The sequence below is a fragment of the Rhodovarius crocodyli genome, from assembly GCF_004005855.1.
Lineage (GTDB): Bacteria > Pseudomonadota > Alphaproteobacteria > Acetobacterales > Acetobacteraceae > Rhodovarius > Rhodovarius crocodyli.
In genome coordinates this window covers 80,936-93,995 of record NZ_SACL01000003.1, presented here as the reverse complement: position 1 = coordinate 93,995, position 13,060 = coordinate 80,936, and the positions used below count along the sequence as shown (strand labels likewise).

General features: G+C 71.0%; 14 protein-coding genes. 8 read left to right on the top strand and 6 right to left on the bottom strand.

Annotated elements, in window-relative coordinates; all coding sequences use genetic code 11:
• Positions 1-57: 57 nt before the first annotated feature.
• The 4 genes from EOD42_RS09610 (at position 58) to EOD42_RS09595 (ending at position 2,736) form a co-directional block, all read left to right on the top strand.
• Positions 58-801 carry a class I SAM-dependent methyltransferase gene (locus tag EOD42_RS09610; RefSeq protein WP_127787316.1) on the top strand — a complete coding sequence of 248 codons (744 nt, stop codon included), beginning with the start codon at positions 58-60 and terminating at the stop codon, positions 799-801.
• A 10-nt stretch (positions 802-811) separates the two neighbouring features.
• Complete coding sequence (locus EOD42_RS09605; RefSeq protein ID WP_127787315.1) at positions 812-1,774, top strand: glycosyltransferase family 2 protein; 963 nt, start codon at positions 812-814, stop codon at positions 1,772-1,774.
• Positions 1,771-2,109, top strand: coding sequence for a DMT family transporter (locus EOD42_RS09600; RefSeq protein ID WP_127787314.1), 339 nt, complete (start codon positions 1,771-1,773; stop codon positions 2,107-2,109). The genes EOD42_RS09605 and EOD42_RS09600 overlap by 4 nt, the downstream gene beginning before the upstream one ends.
• 195 nt (positions 2,110-2,304) lie before the next feature.
• Entirely contained in the window at positions 2,305-2,736 is a 432-nt protein-coding gene (locus tag EOD42_RS09595) for an organic hydroperoxide resistance protein (RefSeq protein ID WP_127787313.1), read from the top strand.
• Here the strand turns inward: EOD42_RS09595 and EOD42_RS09590 are convergent.
• From EOD42_RS09590 to EOD42_RS09580, 3 genes are read right to left on the bottom strand one after another with little or no spacing between them, the layout of a single operon-like run.
• The gene (locus EOD42_RS09590) at positions 2,733-3,458 is read right to left on the bottom strand and encodes a sulfite exporter TauE/SafE family protein (RefSeq protein WP_127787312.1); all 726 of its coding nucleotides are present in this window, start codon (positions 3,456-3,458) and stop codon (positions 2,733-2,735) included. The genes EOD42_RS09595 and EOD42_RS09590 overlap by 4 nt on opposite strands.
• Positions 3,458-4,612, bottom strand: coding sequence for a PP2C family protein-serine/threonine phosphatase (locus tag EOD42_RS09585; protein WP_127787311.1), 1,155 nt, complete (start codon positions 4,610-4,612; stop codon positions 3,458-3,460). The genes EOD42_RS09590 and EOD42_RS09585 overlap by 1 nt, the downstream gene beginning before the upstream one ends.
• Positions 4,605-6,203: a methyl-accepting chemotaxis protein gene (locus EOD42_RS09580; RefSeq protein WP_164867858.1), complete on the bottom strand. Its 1,599-nt coding sequence runs from the start codon at positions 6,201-6,203 to the stop codon at positions 4,605-4,607. The genes EOD42_RS09585 and EOD42_RS09580 overlap by 8 nt, the downstream gene beginning before the upstream one ends.
• Positions 6,204-6,318: 115 nt before the next feature.
• Here EOD42_RS09580 and EOD42_RS09575 point away from each other — a divergent pair, with 115 nt between their 5' ends.
• The 3 genes from EOD42_RS09575 to EOD42_RS09565 all read left to right on the top strand — a co-directional run bounded on the left by EOD42_RS09575 (position 6,319) and on the right by EOD42_RS09565 (position 7,882).
• Positions 6,319-7,014: a helix-turn-helix transcriptional regulator gene (locus EOD42_RS09575; RefSeq protein WP_127787309.1), complete on the top strand. Its 696-nt coding sequence runs from the start codon at positions 6,319-6,321 to the stop codon at positions 7,012-7,014.
• A gap of 66 nt (positions 7,015-7,080) precedes the next feature.
• Complete coding sequence (locus EOD42_RS09570) at positions 7,081-7,446, top strand: VOC family protein (protein WP_127787308.1); 366 nt, start codon at positions 7,081-7,083, stop codon at positions 7,444-7,446.
• 4 nt (positions 7,447-7,450) lie between these two features.
• Entirely contained in the window at positions 7,451-7,882 is a 432-nt protein-coding gene (locus tag EOD42_RS09565) for an EVE domain-containing protein (RefSeq protein ID WP_127787307.1), read from the top strand.
• Here the strand turns inward: EOD42_RS09565 and EOD42_RS26330 are convergent.
• From EOD42_RS26330 to EOD42_RS09550, 3 genes are read right to left on the bottom strand one after another with little or no spacing between them, the layout of a single operon-like run.
• Positions 7,875-8,747: an SH3 domain-containing protein gene (locus tag EOD42_RS26330; protein ID WP_240655100.1), complete on the bottom strand. Its 873-nt coding sequence runs from the start codon at positions 8,745-8,747 to the stop codon at positions 7,875-7,877. The genes EOD42_RS09565 and EOD42_RS26330 overlap by 8 nt on opposite strands.
• A gap of 53 nt (positions 8,748-8,800) precedes the next feature.
• Positions 8,801-9,262 carry a hypothetical protein gene (locus EOD42_RS09555; protein WP_240655099.1) on the bottom strand — a complete coding sequence of 154 codons (462 nt, stop codon included), beginning with the start codon at positions 9,260-9,262 and terminating at the stop codon, positions 8,801-8,803.
• Positions 9,263-9,295: 33 nt separating this feature from the next.
• Positions 9,296-10,426: an alpha/beta hydrolase gene (locus tag EOD42_RS09550; protein ID WP_127787306.1), complete on the bottom strand. Its 1,131-nt coding sequence runs from the start codon at positions 10,424-10,426 to the stop codon at positions 9,296-9,298.
• A 64-nt stretch (positions 10,427-10,490) separates the two neighbouring features.
• Between EOD42_RS09550 and leuS the strand changes: the two genes are divergently transcribed.
• Positions 10,491-13,058 (top strand): leucine--tRNA ligase, encoded by a 2,568-nt coding sequence (gene leuS / locus EOD42_RS09545; protein ID WP_127787305.1) that lies wholly within the window; start codon positions 10,491-10,493, stop codon positions 13,056-13,058.
• Positions 13,059-13,060 lie beyond the last annotated feature (2 nt).

The window sequence follows — 13,060 nt, the reverse complement described above, 5'->3', positions numbered from 1 at the left end:
GCCAGGGCCCGGCCACGGACTTGTTCCCGCCGTGATTGCCCGGCATGAACCTTCACCGTGGAAGCTGTCGAATACGACCTGATGGATGCGGCCGAGGAGGCCATGTGGTGGTACCGCGCGATGCACGCGCGGGCCATCGCGGCCTTCCGCGCGCATCCGCGCCTTGGGGCGGCCAAGGGCCTGCCGGTGCTGGATGCCGGCTGCGGCACGGGCGGCTTCCTGCGGCGCGCCGGCGCCGCGCTGGCCATCCCCATGGTCGGGCTGGAATACAACCCGCAGGCCGCCCGCCGCGCCGCCGAGAAGGCGGGCGTCGATGTCACGGCCGGCAGCGTGAACACCATGCCCTTCCATGACGGCCAGTTCGGCGGCCTGTTCAGCCTGGACGTGCTGTGCCACGCGGGCGCCGAGCCGGCGCAGATGCTGGCCGAATGCCGCCGCGTGCTGGCGCCCGGCGGCGTGATGGTGCTGAACCTGCCTGCCCTGCCCTGGCTGCGCTCGGCCCATGATGCGCGGGTGTTCACCGTGCGCCGCTATACCCGCGCCACCATCACCGCCGAATTGCAGGCGGCGGGCTTCACCGACATCCGCGCCCGCTACTGGAACGCGCTGCTACTGCCGCTGATGATCCTGCAGCGCAAGGTTCTCGCCGCCCGCGCGGACGCGCCGAGCGACGTCACCAATTTTCCGCCCTGGCTGGATGCCTGCCTGTTCGCCGCCACCCGCATCGAGGCGGGGATGATGCGGGCCGGGCTGCGCTTTCCGGCGGGCGGCTCCGTCATCGTTTCCGCGACCAGGCCCTGAGGACCTCCCCATGGACCAGAACATCATCCATCCCGTCGGCCTGTCGATCGTGGTGCCCGTCTATCGCGGCGCGGACACGGTGGGGCAGCTCGTGGCCGCCCTGTCCGCGCTGAAGCCCGAGGGCGGCCTCGAGATCGTGCTGGTCAATGACGGCAGCCCGGACAATTCCGGCGAGGTGTGCCGCCAGCTGGCCGCCACCGCCACCGTGCCGCTGACCTATGTCGAGCACGCCCGCAATTTCGGCGAGCACAACGCCGTCATGACCGGGCTGCGCCATGCCCGCGGCGCCTACATCATCAATATGGATGATGACCTGCAGAACCCGCCCGAGGAGGTCATCAAGCTGTATGACCATGCGCGGCTGGGCAATTGGGACGTGGTCTACACCCGCTACGAGAAGAAGGAACACGAGGGCTGGCGTAACCTCGGCTCCCAGTTCGCGAACAAGGTAGCGGACTGGCTGCTGGACAAGCCGAAGGGGCTCTACCTGTCCTCCTTCCGCTGCATGTCGGCGCTGGTGGTGCGGGAAGTGACCAAGTACCGCGGTCCCTACCCCTATATCGACGGGCTGATCATGCAGGTGACGCAGCGGATCGACAGCATCGTGGTGGCGCATTACCCGCGCGCGGTGGGCCGGTCCAACTACACCATGACGCGGCTGATCCGGCTGTGGATGAACCTGGCCACCAACTTCTCGGTGGCGCCGCTGCGCATGGCGGTGTTCGCCGGCGCGGGCATGGGCGTGCTGGGGCTGCTGCTGGCCGTCTTCGTGTTCATCGAGGCCCTGACCGGGGACACGCCCTCCGGCTGGGCGTCCTCCATGATGATGATGCTGCTGCTCTCGGGCGTGCAGTTCATGATCCTGGGCGTCCTGGGCGAGTATGTGGGGCGTGCGTTCCTTTCCGCGAACGGCAAGCCCCAGGGTGTGGTGCGCGACGTACTGCCGCCGCGCGTCGATGGAGAACGTCAATGAGTATCCACTGGCTGGTCCTGGCACTGGCCATCACGTCGTCGCTGGTGGGCCAGGTGCTGCTGAAGGCCGGCACCGGCGACGGCACGGGCAGCTTCATCGCCCAGTTGTTCCGCTGGCAGACCATCATCGGGCTCGGCTTCTATGGCGGGGCCGCGATGCTCTACATCGTGGCGCTGCGGAAGATCCCGATGAGCGTGGCCCTGCCCTGCACGGCCGTCAGCTACATCGTGATCGCGATCGCGGGCTGGTGGTTCTTCGGCGAGGGGCTGAACCCGCAGAAGCTGGTGGCGATCGGGCTGATCGGGGCTGGGGTTATTGTGCTGGCCAGTGCCTAGAGCATGTTTTTTTTGGAAAAAAGAACCAAAAAGCTTTTTTGAGTTTTGTGGGACACCTTCGGCTAACTAGAGCACGCCAAAACTCACAAAGTCTTTTTGCTTCTTTTTCTTCAGAAAAAGAAGATAGTCTCTCCAGGCCTTGATCCAATCGGTTTCATGGCCACGTCCCTGGTAGCAACCAAGGGAGAACCCCCGATGCCTGTAGACGCCAAGTACACCACCTCCGCCACCGCCAGCGGCGGCGGCCGCAACGGCCACACCGCCCTGGCCGACGGCACCATGGCCTTCGACCTGGTCGTGCCGAAGGAGCTGGGCGGGCCGGGCGGCGACGGCGCCAACCCGGAGAAGCTGTTCGCGCTGGGCTATTCCGCCTGCTTCCTGGGCGCCATGCGCGTGGCCTCCACCCAGACCAAGATCCCCGTGCCGGACGGCACCACCGTTTCGGCCACCATCGGCATCGGGCCCCGTTCAGAGGGCGGCTTCGGCATCACGGCCGCGCTGGATGTCTATCTGCCCGGCCTGCCGGAGGAGGAGGCGAAGAAGCTCGTGGAGACCACCCACGGCATCTGCCCCTACTCCAACGCCATCAAGGCCAGCGTGCCGGTGCCCACGACAACCCGCAGCTAACGCAACACCCCATCGAGCAGCGGCAGGCCCAGCAGGGCCGCCGCGACGATGAGGCCGTAGCACACCCGGCGGAAGGTGCGCTCACTGGCCAGCCCGAACAGGCGGCTGCCGATGAACACGCCCACGGCATAGAGCGGCGCCGTCAGGATCGCGTAATAGAGCAGATCCCGCACGAACAGCCCGGCCACGGCGAAGCTGATGCCCGTGACCACGGCGGCGGCGGCGAAATACAGCATGATGTTGGCCCGCACCGTCGCCACCGGAATGCTGCCGCCCAGCCAATAGGCCACGACAGGCGGCCCACCCACCTGCGCCACGCCCGAAAACAGGCCCGATGCGGCACCGACCCCCAGCGTCAGCGCCGCACGCGGCTGGCCGCGATAGCGCCAGCCGGACATCAGCAGCGCCAGCGCCATGATCACCACGCCCACGATGGCCCAGCGGATGAACAGCGGGTCCGCATGGGTCAGCACATAGGTGCCGATGGGCGTGCCCATCGCGCAGCCCATGGTCATCACCGCCACCTCGCGCCGGTTGGCCATGGCCCAGGCGCGCGGCAGCAGGCCGAGCGAGGTAATGCCATCCACCGCCAGCAGCAGGGGCGCGGCCATGCGCGCCCCGATGGCCGCGCTGGCCAGCGGCATGAAGATCAGCGCGGCGCCGAAGCCGGAAAAGCCGCGCGCCAAACCGGCGACGAGAGCGCCGCCCAACAGGAACCACATCAGCCGAAACGCAGCGCCAGCAGCGTCACGTCATCGGCCTGGGGGGCATCGCGGGTGAAGCCCGCCATATCCGCCAGGATGGCCGTCAGCAGCACGCCCGGCGCCGCGTCGCCCGCACCGGCGATGGCGCCCGACAGGCGCTCCCGCCCATAGAAATCGGCCTCGGGGGATTCGGCCTCCGAGACGCCGTCGGTGAACAGCACCAGCGTCTCTCCCGGCGCCAGGGTCAGCTCGCCCTCGCGATAGGTCAGCCCGTCCATCACCCCCATGGCGGGGTTGCTGGCGAAGCCCGACATGGCGCGCGGCCCGCCGGCGGCCTGGATGAAGGGCGCCTCGTGCCCCGCCACGCAGATGCGGCATTGGCCGGTTTCGGTGTTCACCACGCCCAGCAGCGCGGTCACGAAGGTCATGTCCGGGTTGTCGGTGGAGAGGTCGTCATTGGCCATCTCCATCAGCGTGGCGGGAGAAGGCACCTCGCCCCGGCCGATGGCGATGCGGGCCGCGCTGCGGATCAGCCCCACCGTGCGCGCCATGGTCAGCCCGGCGGGCGCGCCCTTGCCCGACACGTCCGCCACGCCGAACAGCAGATGCGCGGCATCCAGGCGCATCACCTCGAACAGGTCGCCGCCGACCTGTCGGGCGGGCTCCATATGGGCGGCCACCGACACGCGGCCGGAGCCCAGCCGCCCCACATCCTGCGGCACCAGCGAGAGCTGGGCGGCGCGGGCGCTGTTGAGCTCCGCCTCCAGCGCGGCCAGGCGCTCGGCCGCCAGGTCGCGCAGGCGCTTCTTTTCCAGCACGGCGGCCAGGCGCGCGCGCAACAGCGGCGGGTCGAAGCTCTTCGGCAGATAATCCTCGGCGCCCAGCTCGATGCAGCGGATCACGCCGGTCATCTCGGTCAGCGCCGAGATGACGATCACGGGCGGCGCGTCGGCGCGCCCGCGCAGGGCCTCCAGCACGCCGATGCCGTCCAGCTCGGGCATTTCCAGGTCCAGCAGCACGGCGTCGAAGCGCTGCGCCTCGATGGCCTCCAGGCCCAGGCGGCCGTTCTCGGCCATAACAGGTTCAGGGTAGCCGAGCTCGGCAAGCCGGCGCTTCAGCAGCAGCCGGTTGAAGCCGCTGTCGTCCACTACAAGGATATTCGGTTCAGCCATCGCGACGTGCCAGTTTCTCCGCGGCCGCGCGGGCTTCCATGGCCAGGCGCGAAAGATCGATCATGGTGACGGTCAGTTCCTCGGCCGCCGTGGCGCTGGCTTGGCCGATGCGGGTCAGCGTGGCCATGCGGGCGTCCAGGCTGCCCACCACGGTCTGCTGTTCCTCCATGGCGACGGCGATCGCCGCCGCCATCCGGGCGCTGTCGTTCATCAGGGTTTCGAGCGAGTCCATGGACTCGCCCACGGCGGCGGCGACCCCCGCGCCCTCACGCGCGCGGCGGCCCGAGAGCAGGACGACATCGGCGATTTCCTGCGCCAGCGCCTCCGTGCTCGCGGCCAGCGCGCGCACTTCCTCGGCCACGACGGACAGGCCGCGCCCGTGCTCGCCCGCGCGGGCGGCCTCGATGGCGGCGTTGATGGCCAGGATGTTGGTCTGGGTCGCGATCTTCTGGATGGTGCCGGCGATGCGGGTCACGCGCTCCGTGTCCTCGCCCACCGCGTCCACCGTCTCGGTCAGGGCGCGCACCTTCTGCACGCTGTCGGCCACCAGCGCATTGGCCTGCTCGGCCTGGGCCTGGGCGGTGGTGGTGGTGCGCGTCACCTCGCCGATCGCGGCGGTGGTCTGGCTCAGGGCCGCGCCCACTTCCCGCAGCTCCGCCAGCTGGGACATCGCGCCCTCGCTGACCTGGCCGATGGCGGAACTGGCCTCGCTGGTCGCCTGGGCGGTGCGGCGGGCGCTGTCCATGGCCTGGCCGGCCATGGCGCGGGTGGCCAGCAGGTTCGCCTTGAACACGTCCACCGTGCGGGCCATCTCGCCCACCTGGTCGGCGCGGTGGGTCTCGGGCACCTTCGTGTCCGCGTCACCGGCGGCCAGATGGTTCATGGAGATCGCGAGCCGGCCCAGCGGGCGCGCCGTCAGCAGGATCAGCACCAGCCAGGTCAGCCCCACGCCCACCAGCCCGACGCCCGCCGCGATGATGGTGTTCCGCTCGCCTTCCTCGGCGATGTCGTGCGCCCGGCGCAGGCTGGCCTGCTGGTCGGTGCGGATGATCTCCCGCACCGCGATGGAGGTGTTGTTCAGCGCGACGAGGATGTCGAGCCATTCCTCCTGCAGCTGGTTGTAGGCGTTGCGGTCGCGGCGCGAGAAGGCCTGCGCCACCTGGTCGCCCAGGGGCCCCACCCGCGCCGTCATGTCGCGCGCGCCGCCCAGCAGCACGGGGTCCATCCGCGGGCCCATCAGCTCTTCGATGCGGGCGAAGCTGGCCTGAATGTCGGCGGCGTTGCGGCGCATGCGCGGCGCGGTCACGATCGAGGGCAGCGCCCCCGCCATCACGGCCGAGAACGCGGCCGAGAAGTCCGAGATGGGCTGGGCGAAATTGTCCTCGGCCTCGATGTTCGCGCGGTCCCGCACGCCCAGGCTTTCGATGATCTCGTTCTCACGCTGGACCAGCAGCAGCGCGTTGCCTGCCAGCATGCCCAGGGCCGCCAGCATGATGGCCAGGATGGCGGCGGTGCGGAAACCGATCCGCCCGGCCAGCGCGACGCCGCGCGCGGGGGCGGTGCCGCGAACGGGGGGCTTTGTTTCGGGCATGGGCGCTTCCGGTGCCATCGCGGGCACATTACAGGCATGACAGCGCGCGTCACAACCTCACGCCGCGGGGCGCCGCAAGAATGACGCGGCACCCTGGCCGGAATACAGTGCCGGCATGTCCCGCTCCGAGCGCCTTCTCGATCTGCTTCAGGTCCTGCGGCAGCATCGCCGGCCGGTCAGCGGCCGGACCCTGGCGGCGGAAACCGGCGTCAGCCTGCGCACGCTGTACCGCGACATCGCCAGCCTGCAGGCGCAGGGCGCCCTGATCGAGGGGGAGCCGGGCCTGGGCTATGTCATGAAGCCGGGCTTCCTGCTGCCGCCCCTGATGTTCCCGCCCGAGGAGGTCGAGGCGCTGGTGCTGGGGTCGCGCCTGGTGGCCGAGCGTGCCGACGGGCCGCTGGCCGCGGCGGCGCGCGGCGCGCTGGCCCGGATCGCGGCGGTGCTGCCGCCTGGCTCTCGTGAGGCGCTGGAGGCTTCCGCCCTGCTCGCGGGCCCCGGCGGCCGCGCCGCGCCCGAGGGCGGCATCGACCTGCCGGCCCTGCGCGGCGCGATCCGCGCCGAGCGCAAGCTGCGCATCGACTATCGGGATGACCGGGGCGCTGCCTCCGCCCGCATCGTCTGGCCGGTGGCGCTGGCCTTTTTCGAGCGGGTCCGCGTCGTCGTCGCCTGGTGCGAGCTGCGCTTGGATTTCCGCCACTTCCGGACCGACCGCATCCAGCGCGCCGAGGTGCTGGAGGAACGGTATCCGAAGCGCCGCGCCGCGTTGCTGCGCGCCTGGCGGGAGGCGGAGGGCATAAGCCCGCCTGCATGATGCTGCCAGAAACTGGCAGCAGGGGGCGGGCAGGATGGGCAGCACCATCAAGGACGGACCCATCCCATGAACAACAGCCTTATCTTCTACGTCGCGGAGGTGGCCGCGAGCGCGCGGTTCTATGAACGCCTCCTGGAAGTGCCGCCCGTCGAGAACAGCCCCGGCTTCGCGATGTTCATCCTGCCCTCTGGCTTCGGGCTCGGCCTGTGGCAGCGGGCGGGGGTGGAGCCGCCGCCGGCCGCGCCCGGCGGTGGCTGCGAGCTCGGCTTCCGCGTCGCGACGCCCGCCGAGGTCGATCGCCTGCATGCCGAATGGCACGCCAAGGGGGCCTGCATGCTGATGCCGCCGCGCGACCTCGACTTCGGCCGCAGCTTCGTCGCCGTCGACCCGGACGGGCACCGGCTGCGCGTCTATGCCATGGCGGCGGCGTAGGGCGATGCCCCGCGCCTGGATCGCCGTCGCCTGCGCCGCGCATGTCCGGCTGGGCCGGGCCGAGGGCTTCATGCAGGTGTGCCACGGCAAGGCGGCGCCCCTGCGCCGCATCGCGCCGGGGGACCTGGTGGCGTATTACTCGCCGACCGAGAGCCTCGGCGGCGGGGACAGGCTGCAGGCCTTCACCGCCCTGGGCACCGTGCGCTCCGGCGCGCCCTACCAGCCCGCCGCGCCGGCAGGCTTCAGGCCGTGGCGGCGCGATGTCGACTGGTGGCCGGGGCGGGAGGCACCGATCAGGCCGCTGCTTGAGCGGCTGTCCTTCTCAAGCGGCGATCCCCGCTGGGGCTACCGGCTGCGCTTCGGGCTGTTCGAGGTCACGCAGGAGGACGCCCGGCTGATCGCCGGGGCGATGGAGGCGGCCTGCGCCGTCAGTTGAGTTCCTCGTCCGGCAGCACGCCGAAGATCTCTCGCCGGCGGACGAAGCCGCGCGCGTCGCGCGCCTGCACCTCGCACCAGTCGCTGCCGGCGGCGCAGGCACGCAGCCGGCCGATCACGCCGGGGCGCAGCCGGGCCTGCACGGCGGCCTCGGGGTCCGGGCGGCGGCGCAGCTCGACCTCGCCGGCCTGGCTCGGGCGCACCAGGAAGGTGCGGCGGCCGGGCAGCAGGTTGGACTGGTGCACCCAGCCCTCGGTGCCGTCCACGTCGCGGATGCGGCGCCACTGGTCGCGCTCGTTCACGATCATCACCGGCAGGTCGCGCCGCTCATAACGCCATTCGATCGGGAAGCGCATGTCAGGGCCCACGCGCATGTTCACGCGGTCCGACCGGAGGGGGACGAAGCGGGGCATGGGCAGGCCGGTGGCCGGCCCGCGCGGCGGGATGGGCGGGGGCGCAGGCTCGGGCGCGGGGGCCGGAGCGGGGGCCTCGGCGGGCGGCGTCGCGGGGGTGGGGCGCGGCTGGCGGCGCGGCGGCTGCTGCGGGCGCTGGCCCTGCGCGGGGCGTTGGCCGGGCTGCGCGGACTGCGGGCGGCGGGGCTGCTGGCCGCCGGCCGCCGCGGGCTGGGCCGGGCGCGGCGCGGCCTGGGCAGGGCGGGCCGGAGCATTCGGGGCCGCGGCGCCGGGTGCGGCGGGCGCGGGCGTCGCGGGCCGCTGCGGCGCCGCAGGGCGGGTGGGTTCAGCCGGGCGGGGTGCCGCCGGCGCGGGGGCCTGGGCGGCCGGCGCGCCCAGCATGGACTGCGCCATGGCAGGGCCGGTCAGCGCAGCCGCCAGCATGGCGGCCATGGCCACCCTGACCGCACGCATTTCTGCCCGCCAGTGCCTCATGCCCCAGGATTGGCAAGTCCCGCCGCGCCGGGTCAAGCGGCAGGCGCCTCTTGCTCCGTCTCGGCAGAGACGATCCGCACGAATTCCCGCCAGTCGTCACGCTTGGCCGCCGCGCGCTCGGAGCCGTCCGGCATGGCGGCATACAGGCTGAGCACGCCCGCCACCCACCAGTAGTCGAACTGCTTCGCATCATGCAGCACCAGGGCGGAGGTGCGCTCGAACACGCCGTCCTTGATCTTCGGCAGCCACTTCGCGATCCACCACCAGCAGCCCACGCCCAGGATGGCGGCGCCCAGGTAGAAATGCACCGCCCAGGTGCCCAGGAAGCTGGTGACCAGGATGGTCGCGGCGGGCCACACATTCTCATACATGCGATAGACCGGGCTGCCCGGGCTGTTCATGCGGCGGATATGGACGCCGAGCTTCACGCGCTGGGCAGCCAGCAAGGCGCGCAGTTGGGCCAGTTCGGGCGTGTCTCGGGCAGAGGTGCTCATCCCCTGTCTGGTAGCGCAGACCGGTGCCTCGCGCTAACCCCCGCCGCAGGAATCCCGCCTGACGCCGCGCGGGGCCGAGGCCTGGGGCAGCGTCATGGCCGTCAGCACACAGGCCGCGTAATCGCGGGTGAAGCGCCAGTCGAACACGCCGTTGTGCCCCTGGACTATACCCCCCTGCGCCGGCCCGCGCGGAAAGATCGCGAGCGTGGGTGCCGGCCGCCGGGCCGACAATTCGTTCACCGCCGCCGCACGGGCGGGGGCGTCCGGGTCGAACTGGTCGTTCTCGAACAGCAGCACCAGCAGGGCGGGCCGGTCGGCGCCCAGCCCCGCCAGGTGGCGCCTGAAATCGGCCAGGGCCACGGGCACGCGGGGGGTGCCGGCCACTTCTCCGTGGGCGGCCGGCGAGGCGGCGATGATGCCGTCCACCAGGCCCGGCGCCTGGGCGGCGGCCAGCAGGGACTGCCAGGCGCCCCGGCTGTGCCCGGCCAGCACCACCTGCCGCCAGGGCCGCAGCAGCGGCAGCGCGTTCACCAGCAGCGGCAGGGTGCTGTGCAGGGCGTCGTCGCCCGGCGGGCGGTCGAAACGCAGCACATCCCATCCCGCATTGTTCAGCGCGGAGACGAAGCCCGGCGTGACATTGCCGCGCAGGTCCACCTCCGGCCCCTCATAGCCATGCTGCCAGACGACCACGCCGCGCGCGGCCTCGGGGCCGCGCCACAGCTGCCAGGGGTTGGGGCGGAAGGGGCCGATGGCGGCGGGCCCCTGGGGCGGCAGCGGCGGGCGGCCGTTCACCCGCCCGTTCACCGCCACCACCACGCAGGGGGCGGCGATCGGCCCGCCGCGCGCGCCCTCCGTGCTCTCGCGGCACAGGCGCAGGGCGTCCTGCTGGGCGGCATCGGGGCTGGGGCGGCCGCTGGCCAGGCCCCAGGCGCTGCGGCCGTCCTCGGCGCGCGCCATGGCGAAGGCCGAATTCGGCACAGCGCCCCGGTAATGCATGGTGAAGCCCTGGACCACGCTGGGCCCCGGTCGGTTGCTGCCCAGATTCTCGGCCGAGAAGGTGGCGCGATAGGTCGCCTCATCCTCTGGTTGAGAGGCCATCGCCGCCGGCGCGGCGACGGCGGAAAGCGCCAGGAGCAGCCGGAAGCGGGACCAGATCGCCGTCATGAGCATCCCATTTATGCCAAGCGCCGCATGGCACAAAAGCGGTTTCTGTTCTATTCCGCCGAGCATGGACCAGGCATCCGAACCCGCCCGTTACGATTTCGCCGCCGCCGAGCCGCGCTGGCAGGCCGCGTGGAACGACCGCGACTGCTTCCTCGCCCCGGACGTGCCGCCGGCGGACGCCAAGAAGTACTATGTCCTTGAGATGTTCCCCTACCCCAGCGGCAAGATCCACATGGGGCATGTGCGCAACTACACGCTGGGCGATGTGGTGGCGCGCTACAAGCGGGCGACCGGCCACCTGGTGATGCACCCGATGGGCTGGGATGCCTTCGGCCTGCCGGCGGAAAACGCCGCGCGCGACCGTGGCGTGCACCCGGGCCAATGGACCTACAACAACATCGCCAACATGCGCGCCGAGCTGAAGCGCATGGGCCTGTCGCTGGACTGGTCGCGCGAATTCGCCACCTGCGACCCCGAATATTACGGCCAGCAGCAATCCCTGTTCCAGGACCTGATGGCCGCCGGCTGGGTCGAGCGCAAGGAAAGCTGGGTCAACTGGGACCCGGTGGACAACACCGTGCTGGCCAATGAGCAGGTGATCGACGGCAAGGGCTGGCGCTCCGGCGCGCCGGTCGAGAAGAAGCGCCTGAGCCAGTGGTTCATGCAGATCACCCGCGCCGCGCCCGAGCTGCTGGGCGCGCTGGACACGCTGGACCGTTGGCCCGAGCGCGTGAAGCTGATGCAGGCCAACTGGATCGGCCGCAGCGAGGGTGCGCGCGTGCGCTTCGAGCTGGCGCAATCGGTGGATGGCGTGACGGATGTGGAGGTGTTCACCACCCGCCCCGACACGCTGTTCGGCATGTCCTTCCTGGCGGTGGCGGCCGAGCACCCGCTGGCCGATGCCGCCGCCAAGCGTGACCCGGCGGCTGCCGCCTTCATCGCCGAATGCCGCGCCCAGGGCACCAGCGAGGCCGCGATCGAGCAGGCGGAAAAGCGCGGCTTCGACACCGGCTTCTTCGTGAAGCACCCGTTCAACGGGCAGGAATACCCGATCTGGATCGCGAACTTCGTGCTGATGGAATACGGCACGGGCGCGATCTTCGGCTGCCCCAGCGGCGACCAGCGCGACCTGGACTTCGCCCGCAAGTATGACCTGCCGGTGCTGCCCGTGGTGCTGCCGCCCGATGCGGACCCGCGCGATTTCACCATCGGCGACGTCGCCTACACCGATGACGGCACGATCTTCAATTCGGGCTTCCTGAACGGCAAGACCGTGCCCGAGGCCAAGCGCGCCGCCATCGACGCGCTGGAACAGAAGCGCGCCGGCAAGGGCATCGTAAACTGGCGCCTGCGCGACTGGGGCGTGTCCCGCCAGCGCTATTGGGGCTGCCCGATCCCGGTCATCCACTGCGACGCCTGCGGCGTGGTGCCGGTGCCCAAGGACCAGCTGCCGGTGAAGCTGCCCGAGGACGTGGATTTCTCGCGCCCCGGCAACCCGCTGGACCACCACCCGACGTGGAAGCACGTCAACTGCCCGCAGTGCAGCCGGGCGGCGGTGCGTGAGACCGACACCTTCGACACCTTCGTGGACAGCAGCTGGTATTTCGCCCGCTTCTGCTCGCCCCGCGCGACCGTGCCGCTGACCAAGGCCGCCGTCGAGGCCTGGCTGCCGGTCGATCAGTATATCGGCGGCATCGAGCACGCGATCCTGCACCTGCTCTATGCCCGCTTCTTCACCCGCGCCCTGCACGGCATGGACAAGGTGGCAACGCCCGAGCCCTTCGCCGGGCTGTTCACCCAGGGCATGGTGACCCACGCCTCCTACCGCGCCGCCGATGGCCGCTGGCTCTACCCCGAGGAAATCTCGGTGGATGCCGAGGGCGTGGCGACCGAGAAGGCGACCGGCGCCGTCGTGGCCATCGGCCGCGGCGAGAAGATGTCGAAGTCGAAGAACAACACGGTGGACCCCGGGGCGATCATCGACCGCTACGGCGCGGACACGGCGCGGTGGTTCATCCTCTCCGACAACCCGCCCGAGCGCGACATGGAATGGTCGGAAGCCGGTGTGGCCGGTTCCCAGCGTTTCGTGCAGCGCCTGTGGCGCCTGGTGCAGACCAACCTGCCGCTGCCCGCCGCCGAGGAAACCCCGGCCGGGCGCAAGCTGCGCCAGACCACGCACCGCGCCATCGCGGCCGTGACCCAGGCGCTGGAGACCTTCGCCTTCAACGTGGCGGTGGCCCGCATCCATGAATTCGCCAACGCCATCGCCGAGGCCCCGGCCGAAGCGGCGGGTGCCAAGGCCGAGGCGCTGGATGCCATCACCCAGCTGATCTCGCCCATGATGCCGCACCTGGCCGAGGAGCTGTGGTCCACGCTCCACCCCGACGGCAAGCTGGTGGCGGAGCTGGACTGGCCCGTGGCCGACCCCGCCCTGCTGAAGGCCGAGACCGTCACGCTGGCCGTGCAGGTCAACGGCAAGCTGCGCTCCAACATCGAGGTAGCGGTGAACGAGGGCGAGGATGCTATCTTCGCCGCGGCGCTGGCCGAGGAGAACGTCTCCCGCGCGATCGACGGCAAGCCCATCCGCAAGCGCATCCATGTGCGCGGGCGCATCGTGAACTTCGTGGTGTAAGG

Bases quoted from the DNA above. Each gene is read 5' to 3' on its own strand.
- EOD42_RS09605 (WP_127787315.1), top strand. From the start codon at position 812: ATGGACCAGAACATCATCCATCCCGTCGGCCTGTCGATCGTGGTGCCC.
- EOD42_RS09600 (WP_127787314.1), top strand. From the start codon at position 1,771: ATGAGTATCCACTGGCTGGTCCTGGCACTGGCCATCACGTCGTCGCTG.
- EOD42_RS09595 (WP_127787313.1), top strand. From the start codon at position 2,305: ATGCCTGTAGACGCCAAGTACACCACCTCCGCCACCGCCAGCGGCGGC.
- EOD42_RS09590 (WP_127787312.1), bottom strand. From the start codon at position 3,458: ATGTGGTTCCTGTTGGGCGGCGCTCTCGTCGCCGGTTTGGCGCGCGGC.
- EOD42_RS09585 (WP_127787311.1), bottom strand. From the start codon at position 4,612: ATGGCTGAACCGAATATCCTTGTAGTGGACGACAGCGGCTTCAACCGG.
- EOD42_RS09580 (WP_164867858.1), bottom strand. From the start codon at position 6,203: ATGCCCGAAACAAAGCCCCCCGTTCGCGGCACCGCCCCCGCGCGCGGC.
- EOD42_RS09575 (WP_127787309.1), top strand. From the start codon at position 6,319: ATGTCCCGCTCCGAGCGCCTTCTCGATCTGCTTCAGGTCCTGCGGCAG.
- EOD42_RS09570 (WP_127787308.1), top strand. From the start codon at position 7,081: ATGAACAACAGCCTTATCTTCTACGTCGCGGAGGTGGCCGCGAGCGCG.
- EOD42_RS09565 (WP_127787307.1), top strand. From the start codon at position 7,451: ATGCCCCGCGCCTGGATCGCCGTCGCCTGCGCCGCGCATGTCCGGCTG.
- EOD42_RS26330 (WP_240655100.1), bottom strand. From the start codon at position 8,747: ATGCGTGCGGTCAGGGTGGCCATGGCCGCCATGCTGGCGGCTGCGCTG.
- EOD42_RS09555 (WP_240655099.1), bottom strand. From the start codon at position 9,262: ATGAGCACCTCTGCCCGAGACACGCCCGAACTGGCCCAACTGCGCGCC.
- EOD42_RS09550 (WP_127787306.1), bottom strand. From the start codon at position 10,426: ATGACGGCGATCTGGTCCCGCTTCCGGCTGCTCCTGGCGCTTTCCGCC.
- leuS (WP_127787305.1), top strand. From the start codon at position 10,491: ATGGACCAGGCATCCGAACCCGCCCGTTACGATTTCGCCGCCGCCGAG.